The sequence below is a fragment of the Spirosoma sordidisoli genome (assembly GCF_004138325.1).
GTDB lineage: Bacteria > Bacteroidota > Bacteroidia > Cytophagales > Spirosomataceae > Spirosoma > Spirosoma sordidisoli.
In genome coordinates, this window is the sequence record NZ_SBLB01000007.1 from 248,214 (window position 1) to 270,520 (window position 22,307).

Annotated in this window: 21 protein-coding genes and 1 tRNA gene; 14 read left to right on the plus strand and 8 right to left on the minus strand. The window is 54.7% G+C overall.

The window, feature by feature from the left end; all coding sequences use genetic code 11:
* Positions 1 to 402: 402 nt before the first annotated feature.
* The gene (locus tag EQG79_RS23580) at positions 403 to 2,703 is read right to left on the minus strand and encodes a M56 family metallopeptidase (RefSeq protein ID WP_129604726.1); all 2,301 of its coding nucleotides are present in this window, start codon (positions 2,701 to 2,703) and stop codon (positions 403 to 405) included.
* Positions 2,690 to 3,061, minus strand: a complete 372-nt coding sequence (locus EQG79_RS23585) for a BlaI/MecI/CopY family transcriptional regulator (protein WP_077922475.1) — start codon at positions 3,059 to 3,061, stop codon at positions 2,690 to 2,692. The genes EQG79_RS23580 and EQG79_RS23585 overlap by 14 nt, the downstream gene beginning before the upstream one ends.
* Before the next feature lie 158 nt (positions 3,062 to 3,219).
* Here EQG79_RS23585 and EQG79_RS23590 point away from each other — a divergent pair, with 158 nt between their 5' ends.
* From EQG79_RS23590 to EQG79_RS23650, 13 genes are all read left to right on the plus strand, one after another.
* Positions 3,220 to 4,962 carry a M3 family oligoendopeptidase gene (locus tag EQG79_RS23590; RefSeq protein WP_129604729.1) on the plus strand — a complete coding sequence of 581 codons (1,743 nt, stop codon included), beginning with the start codon at positions 3,220 to 3,222 and terminating at the stop codon, positions 4,960 to 4,962.
* An 87-nt stretch (positions 4,963 to 5,049) separates the two neighbouring features.
* Positions 5,050 to 5,301 (plus strand): hypothetical protein, encoded by a 252-nt coding sequence (locus tag EQG79_RS23595; protein WP_077922175.1) that lies wholly within the window; start codon positions 5,050 to 5,052, stop codon positions 5,299 to 5,301.
* 194 nt (positions 5,302 to 5,495) lie between these two features.
* Positions 5,496 to 6,569: an NAD-dependent epimerase/dehydratase family protein gene (locus tag EQG79_RS23600; RefSeq protein WP_077922174.1), complete on the plus strand. Its 1,074-nt coding sequence runs from the start codon at positions 5,496 to 5,498 to the stop codon at positions 6,567 to 6,569.
* Positions 6,570 to 6,621: 52 nt separating this feature from the next.
* On the plus strand, positions 6,622 to 7,590 hold the full coding sequence (locus EQG79_RS23605; RefSeq protein ID WP_077922173.1) for a GDP-mannose 4,6-dehydratase: 969 nt from the start codon (positions 6,622 to 6,624) through the stop codon (positions 7,588 to 7,590).
* Positions 7,587 to 9,104: a hypothetical protein gene (locus EQG79_RS23610; protein WP_077922172.1), complete on the plus strand. Its 1,518-nt coding sequence runs from the start codon at positions 7,587 to 7,589 to the stop codon at positions 9,102 to 9,104. Before EQG79_RS23605 ends, EQG79_RS23610 begins: the two co-directional genes overlap by 4 nt.
* Positions 9,070 to 10,074, plus strand: coding sequence for a glycosyltransferase family 2 protein (locus tag EQG79_RS23615; protein ID WP_129604732.1), 1,005 nt, complete (start codon positions 9,070 to 9,072; stop codon positions 10,072 to 10,074). The genes EQG79_RS23610 and EQG79_RS23615 overlap by 35 nt, the downstream gene beginning before the upstream one ends.
* A gap of 65 nt (positions 10,075 to 10,139) precedes the next feature.
* Positions 10,140 to 12,029 (plus strand): asparagine synthase (glutamine-hydrolyzing), encoded by a 1,890-nt coding sequence (gene asnB, locus EQG79_RS23620; protein ID WP_161492776.1) that lies wholly within the window; start codon positions 10,140 to 10,142, stop codon positions 12,027 to 12,029.
* 102 nt (positions 12,030 to 12,131) lie between these two features.
* On the plus strand, positions 12,132 to 13,082 hold the full coding sequence (locus EQG79_RS23625; protein ID WP_077922169.1) for a glycoside hydrolase family protein: 951 nt from the start codon (positions 12,132 to 12,134) through the stop codon (positions 13,080 to 13,082).
* A gap of 126 nt (positions 13,083 to 13,208) precedes the next feature.
* Positions 13,209 to 14,021, plus strand: coding sequence for a hypothetical protein (locus tag EQG79_RS23630; RefSeq protein ID WP_077922168.1), 813 nt, complete (start codon positions 13,209 to 13,211; stop codon positions 14,019 to 14,021).
* A complete protein-coding gene (locus EQG79_RS23635; protein ID WP_077922167.1) occupies positions 14,021 to 14,986 on the plus strand; it encodes a glycosyltransferase family 2 protein in 966 nt (321 codons plus the stop codon). The genes EQG79_RS23630 and EQG79_RS23635 overlap by 1 nt, the downstream gene beginning before the upstream one ends.
* Before the next feature lie 75 nt (positions 14,987 to 15,061).
* Positions 15,062 to 15,847: a TauD/TfdA family dioxygenase gene (locus EQG79_RS23640; protein ID WP_077922166.1), complete on the plus strand. Its 786-nt coding sequence runs from the start codon at positions 15,062 to 15,064 to the stop codon at positions 15,845 to 15,847.
* Between the two features lie 72 nt (positions 15,848 to 15,919).
* Complete coding sequence (locus tag EQG79_RS23645) at positions 15,920 to 16,888, plus strand: aldo/keto reductase (protein WP_129604734.1); 969 nt, start codon at positions 15,920 to 15,922, stop codon at positions 16,886 to 16,888.
* Between the two features lie 39 nt (positions 16,889 to 16,927).
* Positions 16,928 to 17,695 (plus strand): glycosyltransferase family 2 protein, encoded by a 768-nt coding sequence (locus EQG79_RS23650; RefSeq protein ID WP_129604738.1) that lies wholly within the window; start codon positions 16,928 to 16,930, stop codon positions 17,693 to 17,695.
* Between the two features lie 21 nt (positions 17,696 to 17,716).
* Here the strand turns inward: EQG79_RS23650 and EQG79_RS23655 are convergent, their stop codons facing one another.
* Positions 17,717 to 18,163 carry a hypothetical protein gene (locus EQG79_RS23655; protein WP_077922163.1) on the minus strand — a complete coding sequence of 149 codons (447 nt, stop codon included), beginning with the start codon at positions 18,161 to 18,163 and terminating at the stop codon, positions 17,717 to 17,719.
* Between the two features lie 78 nt (positions 18,164 to 18,241).
* Here EQG79_RS23655 and EQG79_RS23660 point away from each other — a divergent pair, with 78 nt between their 5' ends.
* Entirely contained in the window at positions 18,242 to 19,204 is a 963-nt protein-coding gene (locus tag EQG79_RS23660; protein ID WP_129604740.1) for a YheT family hydrolase, read from the plus strand.
* Here EQG79_RS23660 and EQG79_RS23665 read toward each other — a convergent pair.
* The 5 genes from EQG79_RS23665 to EQG79_RS23685 all read right to left on the minus strand — a co-directional run bounded on the left by EQG79_RS23665 (position 19,201) and on the right by EQG79_RS23685 (position 22,300).
* A complete protein-coding gene (locus tag EQG79_RS23665; RefSeq protein ID WP_077922162.1) occupies positions 19,201 to 20,079 on the minus strand; it encodes a MerR family transcriptional regulator in 879 nt (292 codons plus the stop codon). The genes EQG79_RS23660 and EQG79_RS23665 overlap by 4 nt on opposite strands.
* A 190-nt stretch (positions 20,080 to 20,269) precedes the next feature.
* Positions 20,270 to 20,932, minus strand: coding sequence for a carotenoid biosynthesis protein (locus EQG79_RS23670; protein ID WP_129604746.1), 663 nt, complete (start codon positions 20,930 to 20,932; stop codon positions 20,270 to 20,272).
* Between the two features lie 77 nt (positions 20,933 to 21,009).
* Positions 21,010 to 21,085 (minus strand) — tRNA-His (locus EQG79_RS23675).
* 109 nt (positions 21,086 to 21,194) lie between these two features.
* A complete protein-coding gene (locus tag EQG79_RS23680; RefSeq protein WP_129604752.1) occupies positions 21,195 to 21,809 on the minus strand; it encodes a superoxide dismutase in 615 nt (204 codons plus the stop codon).
* A gap of 56 nt (positions 21,810 to 21,865) precedes the next feature.
* Positions 21,866 to 22,300 carry a nucleoside deaminase gene (locus tag EQG79_RS23685; RefSeq protein ID WP_077922474.1) on the minus strand — a complete coding sequence of 145 codons (435 nt, stop codon included), beginning with the start codon at positions 22,298 to 22,300 and terminating at the stop codon, positions 21,866 to 21,868.
* Between the last annotated feature and the right edge of the window lie 7 nt (positions 22,301 to 22,307).

Genomic DNA, 22,307 nt, shown 5'->3' on the forward strand with positions numbered 1-22,307 from the left:
GTCTCTGCGCGTAGTACCTCAACGAGGGACTGCGAACAGAGACGCTTTTTTGTAATTAGAGCTTTTGTTTTACGGATTAGGGTCGCGCTGTTGGAAGCCGGTTTCAGGTGAGGTCTTTCTTGGTTGTTGGCGGAATCTTTGTTGCCTTTACCACTGTCAGGGTCTGCGACCACTGACAGGGTGTGGGCGCTTCACCCCTGACAGTGGTCGCAGACCCTGACAGTGGGTGAAGCGTCTAATGGGAAATGGGGCAATCGTCAACGTATATAGTCAACAAAAAACGCTCAGTATTTCTACACTAGTTCGTAATCGTAGCCCACTGCCCGGGTCACACTGGCCTGTTTCCTTACGCGTTGTCCAACTTTAAAATGTGGTGAAAATTGAAGAAACGATCTATAAGAACTAACGCGGAGTTCGTGATTTTTTAACCCGAGTCGGCCGAATGTTTCTTAGGTCATATTCTTTTTCTATCATATACTCTTCTGGCGCTGCCGCTGGCTTCGGTGCTACCCCTGGGGGGCGCGGAGTAGCTTCGGGTCGCGCAGGGGCCAGGGCACGGGCCGGTGGGGTCGGCGCATCGATCGGGTCGGGTCGGGCGGCACGCGGTGGCAGTGGCACGCGCGGAGCACGGGCTGGCCGGGCCGTACCCCGCAGCGGGCGTACCCCTGCCGCGGCCGGAGGTACGGGAGGAGTGAGTCTGCCGACGGCGTCGCCATGCCGAACCAGCTGGTCGGATAACAGGTCAATTTGCCGCTCCAGCTGCTGCGCCTGTTTCTCCAGCTTTTCCAGTGGCTGTTTGAGTTCTTCCTGATGGCTGCTGGCTTGCTCAAACTGCTGGCTAAGCTGGTCCATGGTCGATTCCAGCTTCTTGATCTCCGGCTCCAGCGCGGCCAGTTGCTTTTCAACATCCGCCTGACTGAACTTCTGTTTGCTGTCGTTGTATAACAGTTGCCGATGCTTTTCAAGCAGGGCCTGCCGCTGCTCCATGAGTTTGTCTTTCTTCCACTGCAATACCTCGCTGCTGCGCTCGGCTTCTTCGACCGGGAACCGTAATTTTTCCATCTGGAGATGCAGCGCCTGCATCTGACGCGCGTGCTGGGCCATCAGCTGGCTCAAGCTGTCCATCTGACGCTGGTTTTGCTGGATGAACGCTTGATCTGTATTGATTTTGCGGCTTATTGAGATTGAAGTTTTCAAGCCATTGATAATAGTGTCCTGCCTAACCATAATCTCATTCACGGCGAGGTCTTTCATCTGATCGAGGCTATCCAGCAAAGCACTAAATAAGCGATCAGTGCTTTTGATCCAGCCCGTTGATGTCAAAACAGAATCCGTTAAGTGTATATTGACTAGATCAGGGTTGGATGGCTCATAGGGAGTTTGAGCGCTGGCCAGAAAGTTCTGATCATTGCTATTATTATTTTCGATGATGGTCAGCAGTATGTCGCGGTCGGGTTGTTTTACGTCGTCGAGGTTGAGCTGGCCGGCCATGACCAGGTCGAGCTGGCGCTGGAGCTGCGCTACCCGTTTGGCCGGGAGTTTCTGCCCTTTCCAGACAATGTAGCTGATCTTCTGGTTGTCAGTCATGCCGTATTCGGTACCGTTGTCGGCTTTGTGGCGACGGCTGGTTTTGGCCTGAGCCGCTTTGGGTTTGGGCTTCTGTGGCTGTTGCTGAACCGCGTAGACCGATGCACTGACCAGCAGCAGCGTGGCCAGCGTCAGCCCCGCCAGGCTCCCATTCGACACCATAGGCCGCGTCGGAACGCCCAGCACCCGCCGAACCCGGTGCAGCAGATGTTGCCGCTTGCTGGCAAAGGCCATCGCCAGGGTAGGGGTGGCCAGCTGCGTGAGCCGAAGTTCTTCGACGCGGGCCAGCGCCTGAGCCAGTACCCGTCCGTTGCCGCCAACGGCTTCTACCGCCAGATCATCGCAGCAGTGTTCACGCTCTTCGCGTATCCGGGCCGACAGCCACCACAAGGCGGGGTGGAAGAAATACAGTACCTCAACCACCGACTGCACCAGATTGACCGCGTAATCGTGACGCTTGACATGTGCCAGTTCATGCGCCAGCACCGCTTCGACCTCCTGGACCGACAGGCTCGTGGCGAGGCTGACGGGCAGCAACAGCACCGGCTTCAGTACGCCCACCACCATCGGTACCGTTACCCGGGCCGACTCGCGCACCTGAATAACCGCCCCGATCTGCATGAATGCCCGTAACGACTGGGTCAGCTCAACGACCTGGCTGGACATGGGGCGGGTGGCCGTCCGGCTCAGGCGTTGCAGGTAGAGCCAGCCGCCAGCCAGCCGTACCGCAAAAATGGCTACGCCAATCAGGTAAGCCAGCACGAACTGACTCAGGTGAGCGTCCAGGAACTGCTGCATCTGCTGATGCCAGGGCAGTGTTTGGGTAGCCGTCTGCCAGCGGACCGACAGCGCCGGACTGGCGTAGGCAGGGCGGAGGACCGCTGTGGCAGGAGCTGCGGGTGTGTAATACCACCAGAACGTAACTGCCGAGGCCAGCAGCTGGGTCAGCAGGGTGAGCACGGCCACGCGATACCGCAGCACGCTCGATCGGTTACGCAGCCCGTGTAAAACCAGCGCAGCAGGAAGTACCAGCGCAAACCCCTGCCAGATAGCATGGAGCAGGGTCCAGCCCAGAGCGTCGGTTGTGGGATTGTTGAGCCAATCAGTTGTGTTCATTATTCAACTGGTTTAGGAGTTGCTTGATTTCTTCGAGTTCCTGTTGGGAGGCCTTGTGCTGGCCCAGTACCTGCATCACCAGTTTAGACGCCGATCCTTTAAAGGCGGTTTCGACAAACCGGTCAACCAGCCCCCGCTGCGTGTCTTCTTCGCTGACGGCGGCTGTATAGGTGTGCGATTTACTCTCGGCGTCGCGGCTGAGCAGCCCTTTTTCATGCATGATCTGCATGAGCTTGAGCGCCGTTGTGTAGCCAATATCGCGGCTTTGACTCAGGCTTTCGTGTACCTGGCGTACGGTGCTGGGGCCGTTGGCCCAGAGCACGTGCAGGATTTCCAGTTCGGCGTCGGTTGGCTTCATCAGACGATCTACGAAATTGTTCGTAGCAAACATATACGAATGATTTCGTAGATGCAAGTGAGCTGAACAAAAAATAGCAACAAAGCATTGTTAATTTATCTTAACGACCCCTTAGCTACCCCAAACTGGTTGCCAGATCAGGTTGTTTATTCGATGCAATGACCCCGAACGAAACCTTATCCCTACCGGCCCGGCCGGCCCGTCCGTTCATTGGCGAAGCGATGGAGCTTCGCGGCTGGGACGACGTTAAACCGTTTTACGACAACCTGCTGAACCGGCCTCTTAACAATGCCGATGAGCTGCGGCAGTGGCTTATTGACCGGAGCGAGCTGGAATCGTACCTCTCCGAAAACTTTGCGTGGCGCTACATCCGCATGACCTGCGACACGGCCAATGAAGAGCTGGTCAACCAACTGAATTTCTTCATCGCCGACATTCAGCCGCCCATGACCGAGTACGGCAACGAGCTTGATTTGAAAGCCGTACACAGCCCGTTCCTGAGCGAGCTGACCGATGCCGGTTTCGACATCATGGTACGGGGTATGAAAAAAGCCATCGAGATTTACCGCGACGAGAATATTCCGCTGCAAACCGACATGCAGACCGAAGAGCGGAAATACGGTGCCATTGCGGGAGCTATGACCGTGCAGATCGATGGCCGTGAGCTGACCCTGCCCGAAGCCACCGACCGGCTGCAGCTGACCAGCCGGGCTGAGCGCGAAGAGGCCTGGCGCAAAATTGCCGAACGCCGGTATCAGGATCATGCCGTGCTCGACCAGCTGTTCGACCGGCTGCGCGATCTGCGGCATCGGGTGGCGGTCAATGCTGGCTTTGCCAACTTCCGCGACTATTCATTTGCGGCTCTGGGCCGGTTCGATTATACACCCGCCGACTGTTACAGGTTTCACGAGTCGGTAGCCGAAGCGGTGGTGCCGCTGCTCGATGTCCTGAGCCAGGAACGGAAACAGAAACTCGGCGTCGACCACCTGCGGCCCTGGGATCTGAAAGTCGATGCCGAAGGCCGCCCTCCGCTGAAGCCGTTTGCTACCGGTGCCGAACTGGTCGAGAAAACCATTGCCTGCTTCGATCGGCTGGACCGCGAACTGGGTGACGACCTGCGCATCATGCGGGCCATGGGCCACCTGGACGTGGAGTCGCGCAAGGGGAAAGCGCCGGGCGGCTATAACTACCCGCTCGAAGAAATTGGGGTGCCGTTTATTTTCATGAATGCCACCAGCAGCCTGCGCGATCTGGTAACGATGGTCCACGAAGGCGGCCATGCCGTACATTCGTTCCTGACGCGTGATCTGCCGCTGAAAGCGTTCCGGAATCCGCCGATGGAAGTGGCCGAACTGGCATCGATGAGTATGGAACTGCTGTCGATGGATCACTGGGACGTATTTTTCGATAAGCCGGATGAGTTGCGCCGGGCCAAGCGGCAGCATCTGGAATCGATCATCGAAACCCTGCCCTGGGTAGCCACGATCGACGCTTTTCAGCACTGGGTTTACGAAAACCCCGATCATACGGTCGAGGAACGGCGCGAGAACTGGGTCCGGATTCACGACCGGTTTGCCGACCGGATAACGGACTGGAGCGGCATAGGTTACTATAAAGAATACATATGGCAACGCCAGCTGCACCTGTACGAAGTGCCTTTCTATTACATCGAATACGGCATTGCCCAGCTGGGGGCCATTGCTATCTGGCGTAACTACCGGCGCGACCCCAAAGCGGGTCTGGCGGGTTATAAAGCCGCGTTGAGCCTCGGGTATAAAGCCCCCATTCGGGATATTTATGCTGCGGCCAACGTACCCTTCGATTTTTCGAAGCCGTACATACAGGAGCTGATGGCCTTCGTCGCCGAAGAAATCCGGACGGTAGCAACGGACACTAATTGACCGATCTGCGAAAAAAAACGGCCCATTACCACCAACCACTAACCAGTAATCACTAATTTTGCTGAATCAATTCGTAATCAAGTGACTATGAAACGCGTAACGAGTGTAGTAGTATTGGCCGTGTCGATCCTGTCGCTGGCTTCGTGTGACTACCAGAAATATAACACCATTCGGCAGTCGGATTACCGCCAGAACGATCCCTACGTATACGGTCCCGGAAAAGACTCGGCGGCTGTTCAGTCAAAATATAAGTATACGCCCAACCCGGCTCTGGAAGGACGGACGCAAAAAATCCGCGAGAAGCTGTTCGGAGCGGGTACGATTGGCGAAGGCGCGTAGTTACTCAATTTATTAAACGGCACGCAGGCGACAGGCTGATTTCTCACAGATCAGCCTGTCGCTTTTGTTTTGCCTGTACGGTTGCTAAATATCCTTGTGCTGAATTGTAAATTTTCCGTTACTTTGTCTGGTAAAGCAGGGCTAACAATAGGATTTTTCGGTTAGCTTTTTCGGTAAATGCATCAGAATACACCATGAATATTGCATTAGTCACGGGTTCGGCCGGTTTAATCGGCAGTGAGGCAGTTGCATTTTTCGCCGACAAGTTCGATCTCGTCGTTGGCGTAGACAACAACATGCGGCAGTACTTCTTCGGAGCAGATGGCTCTACGGAATGGAATCGCAACCGCCTGTCAGAAACATACAAGAACTATCAGCATCGCGCGGCTGATATTCGGGAGGTGGCGCAGCTGGAAACTATTTTCCAGGAGTACGGGACTGACATCAAACTGGTACTGCATACCGCAGCGCAGCCCAGCCACGACTGGGCCGCCCGCGAGCCGTTTACCGATTTTGGCGTCAACGCAGTGGGAACTGTCAATCTGCTCGAGATGACCCGCCTGCACTGCCCCGAAGCCGTTTTTATCTTCACCTCGACCAATAAGGTCTACGGCGACAACCCCAACTTCCTGCCGCTTATCGAGACCGAAACGCGCTGGGAAATAGACCAGAATCACCCCTATTTCCAGAACGGAATCGACGAGCACATGAGCCTTGATCATACCAAACACTCCATATTTGGCGCCAGCAAAGTGGCCGCCGATATTATGGTGCAGGAGTATGGTCGCTATTTCGGCATGAAGACCGCCGTGTTCCGGGGCGGCTGCCTGACAGGCCCTAATCACTCGGGCGCGCAGCTCCACGGCTTCCTGTCTTACCTGATGAAATGCGTCATCACCGGCAACCAGTATACCATCTTCGGCTATAAGGGGAAACAGGTTCGTGATAACATTCACAGTTGGGATTTGGTTAATATGTTCTGGCATTTCTATCAGAACCCCAGACCAGGCGAAGTGTACAACGCCGGTGGCGGTCGTTACGCCAATTGCTCGATGCTCGAAGCCATTGCGCTCTGCGAAGAAATCTCAGGCAACAAGATGAACTACCAGTATTCGGATACGAACCGTTCGGGCGACCATATCTGGTACATCTCTGATCTGACCAAATTTAAACAACACTATCCAGGCTGGGACTGGACCTTCGATCTACGCGAAACGATGACCCAGATTCATGATAGTATGGTGGCTCGGCTGAGCATACCCACCTAACTGATTGGGGAACCGAAAACCGTAAACGGTTGCCCCGCCCGAGAGACAACACATGACACGTTCTGCCCAACTTTTAGTGACGGGATGCGCAGGTTTCATTGGCAGCCACTTGACCGAACGGCTGCTCGGCAGCGGATACCGGGTAATTGGCGTCGATAACTTTGATTCGTTTTACGAACGCTCTGTTAAAGAACGAAACCTGTCGACCGTTCTGGACAACGAGGCTTTCACGTTCATTGAGGCTGATATTCGCGACCGGGACTGGCTGACGCGACTGGGTTCCGGTATCGACGCGGTTATTCATATTGCGGCCAAAGCCGGTGTTCGACCGTCAATCGAACAGCCCGCCGATTATATCAGTACCAACATTGCCGGTACCAATAATCTGCTGGACTGGATGCGGGAGCAGCAGGTAGGCAAAATGGTGTTCGCATCGTCGTCGTCGGTGTACGGAAACAATGAAAAGATTCCGTTCAGCGAAACCGACACGGTAGACGAACCCATCTCGCCCTACGCCTTTACCAAGCGGTCGTGTGAGTTGCTGACGCATAACTATCACCATCTGTACGGGATGGGTGTGGTTAACCTGCGGTTTTTTACGGTATATGGAGAACGGCAACGGCCTGATCTGGCGATACATAAGTTTGTCCGCATGATAGCCGCCGACCAGCCGATTCCCATGTTTGGCCAGGGCGACACCTCGCGCGATTATACCTACGTGAGCGATACGGTCGATGGAATTGTGGCTGCATTAGCTTATCTTGACACCCATCCTCATGCCTATGAGATCATAAACCTCGGTAATAACAGCCCGGTTACCCTGCAAACGCTGGTAACAACGCTGTACCGACTGATGAATAAAACCCCTCAGGTGCAGCACCTGCCCAAACAGCCCGGCGACGTAGAACGTACCTACGCCGACGTGTCGCGGGCGGCTGACCTACTGGGGTATCAACCCAAAGTTTCTCTTGAAGAAGGATTAAGTCGTTTCGTAACCTGGTATAAAACCGTATATACATGATGGTGCGCTCGTGGCTCCGTCCGTCTTCGTCCCGATTGTACTGGCTGACCCTGGCCCTCGTGGTGAAAGGGCTGTTTTTCTGTTGGTATCTGACACAGACCTACAAGCATGACATAGACGGATTCTGGGGGCAGAGCAATGGCGACATGATGACGTATATACAGCCCGTTGAAGAGTTGCTGCTGCATCATGGCTTTAAAACCGATGACCGGATGCCGGGCTATTCGGGCGTGTATCTGGCGTTCCGGCTGCTGTTCAGTCCGGCCGTGGCCTGTAACATCATCATCGTGCTTCAGCTGCTGATGGCGGTGGTATCGGTATACGCACTGGGGCTGGTAGCGCGGGATTTGTTCCAGTCGGAGCGAGCCTTCTACTGGGCGTATTTTATCTACTTGTTCAGCCCGTTTGCCAGCGTCTTCGACAGCTATTTCCTGACCGAAAGCTTTGCTGCGTCGGTCTCGATCTTTTTTTTATATGCCTGGATTCGGTTCGAGCAAAACCCTGACCGGCGGCTGCCGCTGCTGGTAGCGGGGGCGTGGCTGACCTGGTCTGTTTTCCTGAAACCGGCCCACCTGCCTCTGCTGGCCATCCCGATGGCGGTCTGGACAATACGCTGGCTGCGGGGGCGGCTGGTACTTCGGCAGCTGGCCCGCTATAGTTTTACGTTTCTGCTGCCGTTTCTGATCGTTGACGGTGCCTGGATGATACGCAACTACCGGCAGTACGGCGAAGTAATACCCCTGCTGAAAAACCCGTGGTATGCCAACGCGTTCTGGCCCACCAACTACTTTGACATGATGGCGTTCTGCCAGACCTACGGCGAAGATTTCGCGTTCTGGTTTCCAAATACCGATCTGCGGTGGCTGATGGGATGGGGTAACAACCGATACCTGCCACCCCTGCGCTGGTATGTCGACGAGCAGCTGGGCCCGCCCCCGAATTATGTGTACACCGACAAGTTCAACCGCGACTCGATGATTCAGATTCGGGAGTTGTATTTTGAGCTGGGCAACAATCCAAATATCGATTCGCTGCGGAAACAGATGCTCGAAAGTCAGGTCCGGGCCAAACTGGGCCGGTATACCCGCTCCGTTCGGGAGGATAACCCGCTGGTGTACTACGTCTGGTCGCCGGTGCGTTACCTATTCACGTTCCTGCACGGTACCTGGGGATATTCGTTTCTGGACGATATGATTCCGGCGCACTGGCCCCGGTTGCTGCTGCGGCTGTATCATTACGCCCTGGTGCTGATCCCGGGTCTGGTCGGACTCGTACTGCTGCTTCGGCGCGGCTGGCGCAAAAACGATATACTTTTGTTTCTGCCCATGGCGGTAGGCTATTGTGTCTTTGTTTACGCGTTTGCCCTGCGCCATGCCGAAACCCGTTATCTGGTTCCGTTCTATCCGTTTTTAGTACTTAGTGCCGTATCCGTATTCACAGCCATCAGGTCCCGGCGACCTACTCAACAACCCAGTTTGTATGACCTATCTTTCCGTCATAGTGCCGATTTATAATGAATCGAAGAGTATCCCTATTCTGTTCGATACGCTCGAAAGCGCGATAGGGCAGTATGACTATGAAATTATTGCTGTAAACGATGGCTCGAAAGACGATTCGCTGGATCAGCTTCGGGCCGTCTGTACGCGCAATCCACGGGTGAAGGCCATCAATTTCAAGCGCAATTTTGGGCAAACGGCCGCGATCAATGCGGGAATTCAGCACGCGTCGGGCGAGGTGATTGTACTCATCGACAGCGACTTGGAGAACGACCCAAACGATATTCCAAACCTGATTGCCCGGCTCGACGAGGGCTATGATGTGGTCAGCGGCTGGCGGCAAAATCGCTGGAAAAACGAATTCCTGACGCGGAAACTGCCATCTATGACTGCCAACAAGCTGATCAGCTCGATATCGGGCGTTCGGCTGCATGACTACGGCTGTACCCTCAAGGCATACCGTCGGGAGGTGATCAAAGACGTAACCCTGTATGGGCAGATGCACCGGTTCATTCCGGTTTACTGCGCCTGGCAGGGGGGGCGGGTTACCGAACAGCCCGTCAACTACCAGCCGCGCCGGTTCGGGAAAAGCAACTACGGCATTTTTCGGACCTATAAAGTGTTGCTGGATCTGGTACTGATCAAATTCCTGGAGAAATACATGCAGCGGCCCATCCACTTTTTTGGCGGAGCCGGCATTCTGGCGTTTCTGGTGGCCTTCGTGGCAACCTTGCTGGCAACCTATTTCAAAATAACCGGCGAGAAAGACCTGGTCGAAACGCCCCTGCCAACCATTGCGTCGATGTTCTTCATTGTGGGTATTCAGCTCATTCTGATGGGGGTAATGGCCGAAATTCTGATGCGGACGTATTATGAGTCGCAGCACAAAACAACCTACACCGTTAAGGAGCTGATCAACTTCGACGCGCCGGAAGAAGCCTATACGGGCCGTTCTGACGCGCAGTCGGAGCGGGTTCGGGTGCGGTAATACGTAAACCATAACATCGGAGCCGGACGATGAGCGCGTCGGTTCCGGTCTTGACTATAACGATTATGTGTGGAATAGCGGGATTTAGCGGGCGGGGAACAGAAGACGACCTGTTGCGGATGATTCGGCAATTGAAGCACCGTGGGCCCGATTTTCAGGGTGGTTGGTGGCAACCCGGCCGGTTCGATGCAGCTGTTGGGTTAGGACACGCCCGGCTCAGCATCATTGACCTGAGTTCAGGTGCCAACCAGCCCTTTTTTAACGCCGATCAGACCATCGGTATCGTCTTCAACGGAGAGATTTATAACTACCTCAGCCTGAAACAAGAGCTGCTGCAATCCGGGAAATATACGTTCCGGACAACCTCTGATACGGAAGTGCTGCTCTATCTGTATGAGGAATATGGCGAAGCGCTGTTCGAAAAAATCAACGGCATGTTTGCCTTTGCGATCTATGACTTCCGGACCGGCAAAACGCTGCTGGCCCGTGACCGAATGGGCAAAAAGCCGCTGCATTACAGCATAAAAGGCGATACGCTTATCTACGGTTCGGAGCCGAAGTCGCTGCTGCAGCACCCGCTCGTATCTAAAACGATCAGTCCCGATGCGCTGAACGCCTACCTGACATTCGAGTACGTACCAACGCCGTACAGCATCTACCAGGATATCCAGAAACTCGAACCCGGTCATTACCTGCTGTTCGAGAAGGGCCAGGTTACGGCCCGCCAACCGTTCTGGACAGTTCAGTTCAACCACCAGCCCATTACGTTCGAGACGGCCCTGAACCGGTTCGACGAGTTGCTCAACGACGCTACGGCGTCGCGGCTGGTGGCCGACGTGCCGCTGGGGGTGTTTTTGAGCGGAGGGCTGGATAGCTCGACCATTGCGTATTACGCCCAGAAAAACAGCGACAGACCCATACAGACGTTCTCGATCGGGTTCAAGGAAAAGTCGTACGACGAAGCCGACTACGCCCGGGCGGTGGCCAAACACCTGGGTACCGACCACCACGAGAAAGTGCTGACTGCCCGCGATTCGCTCGACCTGCTGCCCGGTATCGCTACCGAGCTCGACGAGCCGTTTGCCGACGCATCGATCATTCCGACCTACCTGCTGTCGCAGTTTACCCGCGAGCAGGTAACCGTAGCGCTGGGGGGCGACGGCAGCGACGAATTGCTGGCTGGTTACCCAACCTTTACGTCTGATTACGTACGGGGGGTTTACGGACGGATGCCCAGGCTGATGCACTCGCTGGCCAATCGCGTGGCCGAGCTGATACCCGTCAGCGATAATAACATCAGCCTCGATTTTAAAGCCAAGCAGTTTCTGAAAGGATTTCAGGAGAAACCGGCCTATACGCATACGCTGTGGCTGGGCAGCTTTTCGCCGGCTCAGAAACGGTCGTTGCTCAGCGCCGAGGTGCTGGCCCAGCTAACCGACCGAACGGGGCTCGGCCTGATCGATAAGCATCTGGCCAATCTGCCCGCATCGACCAGCGCCTTCGATCAGACGTCGTATATCTACTACATGACGTACCTGCTCGACGATATTCTGGTGAAGGTAGACCGGGCCAGCATGTACAACTCGCTCGAAGTACGCGCGCCCTTCCTCGATTACCGGATCGTGGATTTTGCCAACAGCCTGCCCGAGTCGTTCAAGCGGAAAGGACTATCCGGTAAATACATCCTGAAAGCCCTGATGCGTAACAAGATTCCGAACGAGATCATCGACCGGCCTAAAAAAGGATTCGGTATTCCGCTCTCGCAGTGGCTCCGGAACGAACTCAAGCCCCTGTGCAACGAGCTGCTGTCCGACGCGTCGCTGAAACAGCACGGGCTTTTTGATCCTGCTTACGTTCGGCAGCTTCAGCAGGAGCACTATGCCGGCAAACAAAACCATCGCAAACTGCTCTGGACCCTTATGGTTTTCCAGCAGTGGTACCAGCATTACCATTAAATCCGGCCAGAATTGGTGAACAATCAGCCCGGCCCGTTGCTTCTGCTACTGGCCCCGCCCGGTTCTCCGCCCCTGGCTCGGGTTCAGCAACCAGTAATACACATGAATTGGAAAAAACAAGGTCTCGTTTACAAACCAGCTGGTGATCAGCCGTTCAGCCGGACTCACGCTCAGGTGCCATTTGGCTATCCGCTTCAGGATAAACTACGGGTTTATTTCTCGACCCGCGATGAGAACGCATCGTCATCGACCTCCTTTGTAGAACTCGACCCCGACAATCTCTCAACGGTTACGTATGTTCACGACAAAGCCTGCCTGAGCAAAGGCGCAGTAGGTATGTTCGACGAAGCGGGCACGATGCCATCCTGGTTCGTACCGGTTACGAACGAAGCGGGCGAAGACGAAATCTGGCTCTATTATACGGGCTGGAACAAAAGCGAAACTGCCAGCTACCGGCTGGGTATCGGTCTGGCCATCAGCCGCGATGGTGGGCTGACCTTTGACCGCAAATATACCGGGCCGCTGCTCGACCGGTCTATTTACGACCAGGTGTGGGTGGCGCAGCCCTGCGTGATCCGCGAAGGCGACACATGGCGCATGTGGTACCTGTCGTGCACCAAAATTGAAGTGATCGACGGGCATCCCGAGCCGTTCTACGACGTTAAATACGCCGAATCGAAAGACGGTCTCAAGTGGGAACGCACCGGGCATGTCTGCGTGGGGTACGATGACTTCACCGACGCCATTGGCCGGCCCACGGTATTTCGCGACGGCGACCTCTACCGCATGTACTTCTCCTACCGCAGCGCCACCAACTACCGGACCGACGTGCAGCGCAGCTACCGGATTGGCTGTGCCGAATCGAAAGACGGGCTGACCTGGACCCGTACCGACGATCAGGCCGGTATTGAACGCTCGGCCGAGGGCTGGGACTCGCTGATGATGGACTACTGTCACATCTTCCCGCACCGCGATCAGCTGGTTATGCTGTATAACGGCAACGGCTTCGGCGCGTCCGGATTTGGTTATGCGGTTAATCAGCCCGAACCATGAGCAGGATCAGCGCGTTAACCCAACTGGTCAGAATAGTTTTGCACGTCTCCATTGGCTAAGAAACCGCCCAGAGTCTGGGTTTTCGACAAGTTGACCGTTAAATTGCTTACAACATCCTAATACACTATGCAGGAAGTAGCTAAATACATCATCAAGGTAAACGCCGAAGTTAAGGACGGACAGATCGTACCCGAAATTCCGTTCGACGAAGTGATGCGGCTGGTGAACGAACCAAACATCGTCATCATTAAGACAGGCCTTCCAGAAGCAGCCTTATCGGCCGTTATCGAGCAAACCCGCCAGTGGGCCGCTCAGACGCCCCTGGCCGAAGGTCCTGATACGTTTGACAACAACCAGCACAAACAGCGGCTGCATATTGCCAAGATCCAAAAGGCTCCGCAGCTGTTCCACGACCATACGTTCGATGCCATTCTGGACCTCGAAGCGCCGTTCAAAGAAACCCTGCTGAACGTATTCGATCCGGTTCGTGGCTTCTGGAACGACATGACCGGCAACAACGAAGCGTTCGGCATCCGGCGCGGACAGCCCTATTTCCACCCGCAGGTTACCCACTACCCGCTGGGCGGCAGCTTCTTTGGTCGGCACTGGCACCCGCTCAACCCGCAGAAAGTTGGTATGATCCTGGCGCTGAACCAGTACGGTAAGGATTATACCTCGGGCGGTACGGGTTACGTGATCAACGACCATATCGTGGAAACCGAAGGGTACCAGGACATGGGCGATATGATCCTGTTCCGGTACGACCTGCCCCACTGGGTTAGCCCGTCGAGCTTTGCCGACCGGTTTAGCTGGGAAGATCCGGCCGGGCGCTGGGTGGCCATCCTGCCTTTCTACGATCCATGGGGTACGCCTGCCGATAACGAGGAGCCGCAGGGCTGGAAGAAACAAATTACACAGGCGAAAGAAGTAGCCGTTTAATGAAAGTCAGCGTTCTCATTATTACCTATAACCAGAAGCGGTTCATCCGAAAAGCGATCGACAGCGCACTGGCTCAACAAACATCGTTCCCGATCGAAATACTGGTGGGCGATGACTTTTCGAATGATGGAACGCGAGACATCATCCGGGAGTACGAACAGAAACATCCGGGCCTGGTGATCGGGGTATTACACCCGCGCAACATGGGTAAAAACGGGGGTATCAACTTCCTGGAAACGCTGAAGCGGGCCCGGGGCGAATACTACGCGTTGATGGATGGCGACGACTATTGGACTGATCCGCTGAAACTGCAGAAACAGGCCGATTTTCTGGATGCCCATCCCGATTACTCGATGGTGTTTCATAACGCGCTGATTACGTACGAAGACGGCACGCCCGAACACGTACTGAACGGGCCCGACACGAAACCGTTTTTTACGGTCGACGACCTGATCGGCGAAGATGAAATCTGGTTCATGGCTACGTCCAGTACCATGTACCGGAACAGTATACGCGAGTATCCGGCCTGGTTCAGCGAGTCCGTCAGTGGCGACATTCCGCGGCTCATTCTGAAAGCGAAACAGGGCAAGATCGGCTATCTGCCCGATCTGATGTCGGTATACCGGAAAAATCAGGGTGGTACCAGTTTCACAGACCGGTATGACAACGAAGTGTTCCTGCGTAACCGGATTGCTATGTACGAGAGCATCAACCGCGAACTGGATTACCAGTATGACCGGAAGCTGCAGCGGAATATAGCCCGGTATTACAAGATGATGCTGAACGCCGAACGGTACCGCCATTCGTACACGGCTCGTTTGCCCATCGTCGGTAAGTACATAACGCTGGCCCGACCCGGCTGGCGCGAGGTGAAAGATATGATTCGCGATTACGTGCTGCCCCCGGCGGTAGCCCGTACCTACAGCAAAGTGGCTCTCGGGTTATACCGGATTCTAAATAATTAAGCGTACGTCAGTCGCTTTTTGGTTGTCAATTGGTTGATTAGTACCTTGTAAACAGATTTTAAACGTCAGGACGCTATGAATTTTTTCAAGCAGGTTACCTACACTACGCTCGACGAGACCATACAGAACGTGAAAGAAGCCGTTCTGAACAATAGAGTGGTGCATCTGGCCGGGTTCAAAGAAGAACTGCCCGTACACGATTTCTACAGCCGCCTTTCCGAAACCATCGGAAAAATCCATGCGGCCGATGAAGACATCAAAACGGGTCAGCAGACCGGCAACCGCTGGATCGACATCACTTACGATCCGCAGATTCCGGACCGCTACCGGTCAAGCAACACGCGCCAGCCCCTGCATACCGACGACTCGTACGTAGAGTTGTACGGCGAAGAGGCCGTCAACTTCTTCTACTGCGCATCGCGGGCCAAAATTGGCGGAGCCACCACCTTCTTCGAGCTGGACGAACTGGTCGAGTGCCTCAAACTCGACGGTGAAGATACCCTGCTCGACGAACTGCTGCGTACCGACGTTGTCCACGAAAAAGGGGGCAGCCGAAAAGTGCGTAAGATTATCGATAAGGACGAAGAAGGCTATCTGGCCAACTACAACTACTACTGTATCTCGAAAGAAGAAAACAGCCCCGAAGTGCTGGATCTGGTTGAGCGGTTCCAGAATTTCATGGAGTCACGCGTTCATAATGCTGGTCTGGTCATGCCGCTGCAGTTGCAGAAAGGTGAGGCTGTGTTCTTCCACGATGACCGGGTGCTGCACGGACGTAACGCGTTCTTTGCCGAGTTCCCCGGCCAGCGTAGCCTGATCAAAGGTAAAATCATTCTGACGCCGGCTACCGAAACGGTATAAATTCGCTTTTTCGTTTCAGCAGGTCGGACCGTATGAAGTTGTTCATACGGTCCGACCTGCTGAAGCATTTATATGAGCAATCAACAAACCAACAGATACGGCTCGCGTATTGGCCTGGGTACCTGGCAGTTCGGCGGACCTAATGTGCAGAACGGACGTGCTACCGGCTGGGGAGACATTGACGAAACGGCGGCTGTTCAAACGGTTCATGTCGCGCTGGAACAGGGCGTTCGCTTTTTCGACACCGCCGATAGCTACGGAGCCGGCCAGTCGGAACGCTTTCTGAAACGGGCGCTCGCCAATCGGCCCGACGCCATCATCTGCACCAAGTTTGGCAATGTACTGACGCCAGCCAGCCAGCCCCAGGATTTCAGCCCGGCCTACCTGCACAAAGCGGTTGAGGATAGCCTCGACCGTCTAGGCCGCGACCGGCTCGACATCCTGTTGCTGCATAGCCCACCCGATAATTTCGACTGGTCGACGTACGACCCGGCTCCCTTCGATCAGCTCATTCAGGCCGGCAAGATTGGTGCGTACGGCGTCAGCTCAAAGAGCGTATACGGAGCGCGTCGGGTAATGGAAGCCGGATTCGGCTCGGTGCTGGAGGTGATCTACAACGCCCTCGACCGGCGCGCCGAAACGGTGCTGTTCGACACCCCCGAAGCCGGTTCATACACCTTTATTGGTCGCGTACCGCTGGCGTCTGGTTTTCTGAATCCCACTTATCTGACGCAGGAGCCCAGCTTCCCGCCCGATCAGTATCGCCACTATTTGCCTGACCGCGACCGTAACTGGCTGCTTACGTCGGTCCGTAGCCTGGCGTTTCTGGAGGAGCTGCCCGGCGGACTGGCTACATCGGCGCTGCGCTTCTGCCTGTCGAACGAGGCTGTGTCCGTCATTATCCCGGGCGCGCGCAACGCCCATCAGGTAGCCGCCAACTGTGCGGCCGAGGCCCTCGGGCCACTGCCCGACGATATATTGGCACGAATACGGGAGGCCGTACCCGATGTGCCCGATCACTGGAAACCGGCTGTACACTAAACGAGACTTAGAGCGGGGACCTGCCCGCGCCCGACTTTTATGAAATTAAGCGTCGTCATACCGGCCTATAACGAAGAGGAATCACTGCCGCCAACCCTGCGGGCGTTGTACCAGACGCTGGCCAAACACGGGATTCCGCACGAAATATGCGTAACCAACGATAACTCGAAAGATGGTACGCTCCGGGTGCTGCAGGAACTGGCAGCCACTGAGATCCCTACGCTGGTCTATTTTACCAACCCGGGGCCCAATGGGTTTGGCTATGCGGTACGCTACGGACTGGAACGGTTTACCGGCGATTGCGTTGCCGTTTTCATGGCCGATCTCTCCGACGACCCGGAAGATCTGGTCAAGTTTTACAACAAAATGCAGGAAACGGGCGTCGACGCGGTTTTTGGCTCGCGCTGGGGCCGCGACGGGAAGGTAATCGATTACCCGGCCCTGAAAAAAGTCATTAACCGCGTAGCCAACTTTATCGTGAAGGTGGTAATGGGTATTCAGTACAACGACACCACCAACGCCTTCAAGCTTTATAAGCGTGAGACGATCGAGGGAGTGAAACCGTTTCTGTCTCCGCACTTCAACCTGACCGTCGAACTGCCGCTAAAAGCCATCGTGCGCGGGTATAGCTATGCCGTTGTCCCCAACAGCTGGACCAATCGTAAGTACGGGGAGTCGAAGCTGAAGATCAAGGAGATGGGCAGCCGCTATTTCTTTATCCTGATGTACTGCCTGATTGAAAAGTATTTTTCGAGGGGCGATTTTCGGAAGAAGACGAGTACCGCTCCGCAAACCGTTAGCCGGTAGGCCACTCCTGAACAAAGCCGTTTATCGCTTGAAGAACTCCTGCGCGCCCGGTATCTGATAAAGCGCCAGTGTCTGAACACAGGCCCACAAAACGGCGCTGCCCAGCATATAAAGCAGGATCTGGCCTCGTCCCAGGCGGAACGAAACGGCCAGGGCGGTGCCCCCAATTGGCGTCAGAATAAGCGGAGTCAGGAACGCGATACCCAGCAGGCCCGACCGTTTGTAGATACGAACCGCCAGTCGGGTCCGGCGGGTAAACCGTTTGGGAGTCTGTTTCCGAATTCGTTGTGAGAGCAGTTGAATAGCCGCCCCCGCATACGTGATGGCAATGACGCTCAGCATCATACCCACAATGGTGCAGAGCGCCGTCTCGATCCAGCTCAGGCCCAGGGCCAGCCCGGTGAGCGGACCACCAGCAAACTTGATGGTGCTGGCAATAGCAACAGATAAGTATTTGGCAAACTGCATGCGAGTTGGTCGGTGGCGACCCCGTGTGAAAAGGTGGTGCTGAAGTAAACTGCCAAATGTAGCCGTTGTTTTATCAATATGCCGATCATTTCTTCCGCGTATCCGGGTCCGCCTTCGTACCAATATAACGGTCATCTGCAAACGGTTATCCCCAGTCTTACCCGTAGCGTGAGCGGGGTCAGCTACGAACGCGAGCGGCTTGTCCTGGCCGATGGGGATTTCGTTGATCTGGACTGGCTGGATCAGGGCCAGAAACGGCTGGTCATCCTGACCCATGGCCTCGAAGGCGACAGCAACCGCCAGTACATGCGCGGTATGGCCAAACTGTTCGCGCAGCATAGTTATGACGTGCTGGCCTGGAACTGCCGCTCGTGTAGTGGCGAAATGAATCAGGCTTTCCGCTTGTATAACCATGGCGAAATTGGCGATCTGGGCGAGGTGATAACCCATGCGCTTCGCACAAAGTCATATACGCAGGTTGTACTGGTAGGCTTCAGCATGGGCGGCAATATCACCCTGAAATACCTGGGCGTACATGGCCATGAACTACCCGATGTGCTGACGAGTGGCATCGCTATTTCGTCGCCTACCGATCTGGGAGCCAGTGCGCTGCTGCTGGATCGACCCGGTAATCGGTTCTACCGGAACCGGTTCATGAAGAAACTGGCCGTCAAATTAAATCAGAAAGCCGACCGCTATCCGGGTCGGCTCGATATGACAAAACTCCGGCTGGTCCGGCGCTGGCGCGATTTTGACGATTATTTCTCGGCACCCGTCAACGATTACCGCGATGCCGACGATTTTTACGAGCAGGCATCGGCCGTCAATTTCATGGCTGGTATCTGTATTCCGACGTTGCTGCTGAACGCGCAGAATGACCCGTTGTTATCTCCTGAGTGCTCGCCCGACTGGCTGGCCCAAACCCATCCGCATATATTTCTGGAGACGCCCCGCTCCGGAGGACATGTCGGGTTTATGGTTGCCCGCGATGCGCATACGTATGCCGAACGCCGGGCGCTGGCTTTTGTCGCTGGCCGTTAGTTACCGGCAATCCGAATCAGATCTTCGATCTGGTTGATCACCGTGGCGTTCTCTGGCATGTCGATGTCCTGACCCACGATTTGATAGCCGGTAAAGAGCAGGCTCGATTCCGGGAAGGCTTTGGCCATGCGGTCAACAAACGGCTGCACTTCGTGATTCGAGGGTACCGACGTAATAGCCGTGAACATGTAATCGGGCTTGTGCACATTATATGCAAACACCAGCTCGTTGAACGGCAGGCTCTGGCCCAGGTAGATTACCTTGTTGTACCGTGCCCGTATGATGTAATTGGCGAAGAGCAGGCTGATCTCGTGGAGCTCACCTTCGGGCAAAAACAGCATGTACTTTTTGCCATTGGGGCGTTGTTTACTGACCTGACCATCGATAGCGACAATAATTTTCTGCCGAATGAGGTTGGTGATGAAGTGTTCCTGGGCTGGCCCGATCGAGCCCGTAACCCAAAGCGTACCGATGCGGCTAAGAAAGGGGTAGATGATATGAATCATCGTATTCTCGAAGCCGAACTGGAGAATATTGGTGCTGACGATTTTTTCGAACCGCTCTTCGTCGAGATCGATCATCGAAATGGTCAGCGCATGAATCTGGTCGGGGTAGTTAAGCTGACGGTCAGAGATTTTAATCACCTCCCGGTACATATCCTCGACCGACAGCTTCGAGATTTCGGATATTTTGTAGCCGTGATCTTTCAGCAGCGATATGTTTAGCACCAGCTTCAGGTCCTGATCATCGTAGGTGCGTATGTTGGTGTCGGTGCGTTTCGGCGTTATGATATTATAACGCTGTTCCCAAATGCGCAGCGTGTGCGCTTTGATTCCCGACAACTGCTCTAAATCCTTAATCGAGTAATTGCTCATGATATGTGAATGCTACGGAGAGACAAATTAACGAATGGCTACCGACAGCGCGGCTACCGGAACAAGCAGTGTAGGCGCGGTTGAGAAGCTTGGAACTGTGCTGGTCCTGTCGCGGTAAAATGCACGAAACCAGACCCTAATATTACTAATAAAATCAATATGATAACAGTAATAGCCGGAGTTTGTTTAACTATTTTTTCAAAAGAATCAACAAATAGTGCGCTACGAAGAATAAGAACTGAAACCCCAGGAGCCATTTGGCAATCCTGTTTTCTTTCCGAAATGGTAACGCATACCATATACTAAACAGTACGATCGATACAATCCACCAGCCTATGTAGTTCTGAAGCGGTACCGGCTGGTCAAACCAGGTCCAGAAGTCGAGGGAAATCGCGACTGGCTCGATGAACAGATCGAGGAGCACCATAGTAGTGGCAGCAGCCAGCGTTTTTACGTAGGCAGGAGCGGGAAGCCGGTCCCAGACGGAACCGCAGCAGTAGGAAAGGGTAAGCCAGTTCAGGCCAATGACCGGCGGCACCCGCCAGATTTGAAACCCCAGACCCTGACCGTATGCATACTGGCCGAAGATAAGCCCCGTATGGACGCCCAGTACTTCGATGAAATAACCGGTCAGGAACGCAACGAGTATGTAGACATAAAACGAGGGGCGCCAGTCTGTATGGTAGAGGAGCAATACGATCAGCGAGCTAATTAGCGTAAGCGGACTCAGCGGCCGGAAATAGTCGGCTAGCGCCGGTAGCTGCAGTCCAATAATACCGGCCAGATAGGCCAGCAGCAGTACAGTACGTATTCTGTAATGATATCGGGATGGTATGGGGAGACTGACTCTCATGAATGGGCAACTACCTGTACCGCCAGAAAGTTGGCCGGTGGGCATGAAAAAAGCCCCGACGAAGCAGGGCTTTATGAGGGTGAAAGACGGGGCTCGAACCCGCGACCTTCGGAACCACAATCCGACGCTCTAACCAACTGAGCTACAATCACCGTTTTGAGACTGCAAAAATAATAAATAATGAATAATGTACAACCGCTAATGAAGAATAAGTAGGCCTGTATTCCTCACCGTCTGCTGTACATTATTCATTCTCCGTTGGTTAGGCCTGTTTGCCCAGCTGATATCTTTTTTCAGCAGCGGCCCAGTCTACCACGTTGAAGTACGCCGAGATGTACTCGGGCCGGCGGTTCTGGTATTTCAGGTAATAGGCATGCTCCCAAACGTCGAGCCCAATGATAGGGAACCCTTTCGCTTCGGCGATATCCATCAGCGGATTGTCCTGGTTGGGGGTTGAGGTTACGGCCAGCTGACCGTCGGCGGTAACAATGAGCCATGCCCAACCCGAACCGAAGCGCGTGGTAGCTGCTTTGGTGAATTCTTCCTTGAAGGCGTCGAACGAACCGAATTTCTGGTTGATTGCATCGGCCAGTTCGCCCGTCGGCTGCCCGCCCCCGCTGCCCGAAATCGTGTTCCAGAACAGCGTGTGGTTATAGTGACCGCCCCCGTTGTTGCGAACAGCTACCGGAGCCTGGCTTATCGAAGCCAGCAGGTCTTCAATGGATTTGTTCTCGAGATCGGTGCCAGCAATAGCATTGTTCAGATTCGTCACGTAAGCATTGTGGTGCTTATCGTGGTGAATTTCCATGGTTTGCTTGTCGATATTTGGTTCCAGCGAATCACTGGGGTAGGGTAGCGGATCTAGTACAAAAGCCATTTTTAGGATACGTTAGATGGAAGTTAACTCGGTTGATTTAACAAGCCTCTTCCAAATTATGTTCTTAACCGTCGAAAAAAGTTCGTGAGCAGCTGTTCACTTTCGTCGGCCAGAATACCCGTTTCGAGTCGGGTTTTGGGGTGCAGGAGCGATGGCTGAATGCGGCTGTAGCCCCGTTTTGGATCGGCAGCGCCAATGACTAACCGGCTGATCTGGGCCCAGTACAAAGCCCCTGCGCACATAACACAGGGCTCCAGGGTGACATATAGCGTACAATCGGTCAGGTATTTACCCCCCAGCGACTGGGTAGCGGCCGTGATGGCCAGCATTTCGGCATGGGCGGTTACGTCGTTTAGCTGCTCGGTCTGGTTTTTGCCTTTCCCGATAATTCGGTTGCGACACACCACCACGGCACCAACGGGAATCTCGCCGTCGGCAGCGGCCTCCTCAGCCAGGCCAAGCGCAATTTCCATAAAATAGTCGTCCGACATAAGCAGT

What these genes read in the sequence shown, in the direction of transcription:
- EQG79_RS23580 (WP_129604726.1), bottom strand. Translation starts at nt 2,703, where the DNA reads ATGAACACAACTGATTGGCTCAACAATCCCACAACCGACGCTCTGGGC.
- EQG79_RS23585 (WP_077922475.1), bottom strand. Translation starts at nt 3,061, where the DNA reads ATGAAGCCAACCGACGCCGAACTGGAAATCCTGCACGTGCTCTGGGCC.
- EQG79_RS23590 (WP_129604729.1), top strand. Translation starts at nt 3,220, where the DNA reads ATGACCCCGAACGAAACCTTATCCCTACCGGCCCGGCCGGCCCGTCCG.
- EQG79_RS23595 (WP_077922175.1), top strand. Translation starts at nt 5,050, where the DNA reads ATGAAACGCGTAACGAGTGTAGTAGTATTGGCCGTGTCGATCCTGTCG.
- EQG79_RS23600 (WP_077922174.1), top strand. Translation starts at nt 5,496, where the DNA reads ATGAATATTGCATTAGTCACGGGTTCGGCCGGTTTAATCGGCAGTGAG.
- EQG79_RS23605 (WP_077922173.1), top strand. Translation starts at nt 6,622, where the DNA reads ATGACACGTTCTGCCCAACTTTTAGTGACGGGATGCGCAGGTTTCATT.
- EQG79_RS23610 (WP_077922172.1), top strand. Translation starts at nt 7,587, where the DNA reads ATGATGGTGCGCTCGTGGCTCCGTCCGTCTTCGTCCCGATTGTACTGG.
- EQG79_RS23615 (WP_129604732.1), top strand. Translation starts at nt 9,070, where the DNA reads ATGACCTATCTTTCCGTCATAGTGCCGATTTATAATGAATCGAAGAGT.
- asnB (WP_161492776.1), top strand. Translation starts at nt 10,140, where the DNA reads ATGTGTGGAATAGCGGGATTTAGCGGGCGGGGAACAGAAGACGACCTG.
- EQG79_RS23625 (WP_077922169.1), top strand. Translation starts at nt 12,132, where the DNA reads ATGAATTGGAAAAAACAAGGTCTCGTTTACAAACCAGCTGGTGATCAG.
- EQG79_RS23630 (WP_077922168.1), top strand. Translation starts at nt 13,209, where the DNA reads ATGCAGGAAGTAGCTAAATACATCATCAAGGTAAACGCCGAAGTTAAG.
- EQG79_RS23635 (WP_077922167.1), top strand. Translation starts at nt 14,021, where the DNA reads ATGAAAGTCAGCGTTCTCATTATTACCTATAACCAGAAGCGGTTCATC.
- EQG79_RS23640 (WP_077922166.1), top strand. Translation starts at nt 15,062, where the DNA reads ATGAATTTTTTCAAGCAGGTTACCTACACTACGCTCGACGAGACCATA.
- EQG79_RS23645 (WP_129604734.1), top strand. Translation starts at nt 15,920, where the DNA reads ATGAGCAATCAACAAACCAACAGATACGGCTCGCGTATTGGCCTGGGT.
- EQG79_RS23650 (WP_129604738.1), top strand. Translation starts at nt 16,928, where the DNA reads ATGAAATTAAGCGTCGTCATACCGGCCTATAACGAAGAGGAATCACTG.
- EQG79_RS23655 (WP_077922163.1), bottom strand. Translation starts at nt 18,163, where the DNA reads ATGCAGTTTGCCAAATACTTATCTGTTGCTATTGCCAGCACCATCAAG.
- EQG79_RS23660 (WP_129604740.1), top strand. Translation starts at nt 18,242, where the DNA reads ATGCCGATCATTTCTTCCGCGTATCCGGGTCCGCCTTCGTACCAATAT.
- EQG79_RS23665 (WP_077922162.1), bottom strand. Translation starts at nt 20,079, where the DNA reads ATGAGCAATTACTCGATTAAGGATTTAGAGCAGTTGTCGGGAATCAAA.
- EQG79_RS23670 (WP_129604746.1), bottom strand. Translation starts at nt 20,932, where the DNA reads ATGAGAGTCAGTCTCCCCATACCATCCCGATATCATTACAGAATACGT.
- EQG79_RS23680 (WP_129604752.1), bottom strand. Translation starts at nt 21,809, where the DNA reads ATGGCTTTTGTACTAGATCCGCTACCCTACCCCAGTGATTCGCTGGAA.
- EQG79_RS23685 (WP_077922474.1), bottom strand. Translation starts at nt 22,300, where the DNA reads ATGTCGGACGACTATTTTATGGAAATTGCGCTTGGCCTGGCTGAGGAG.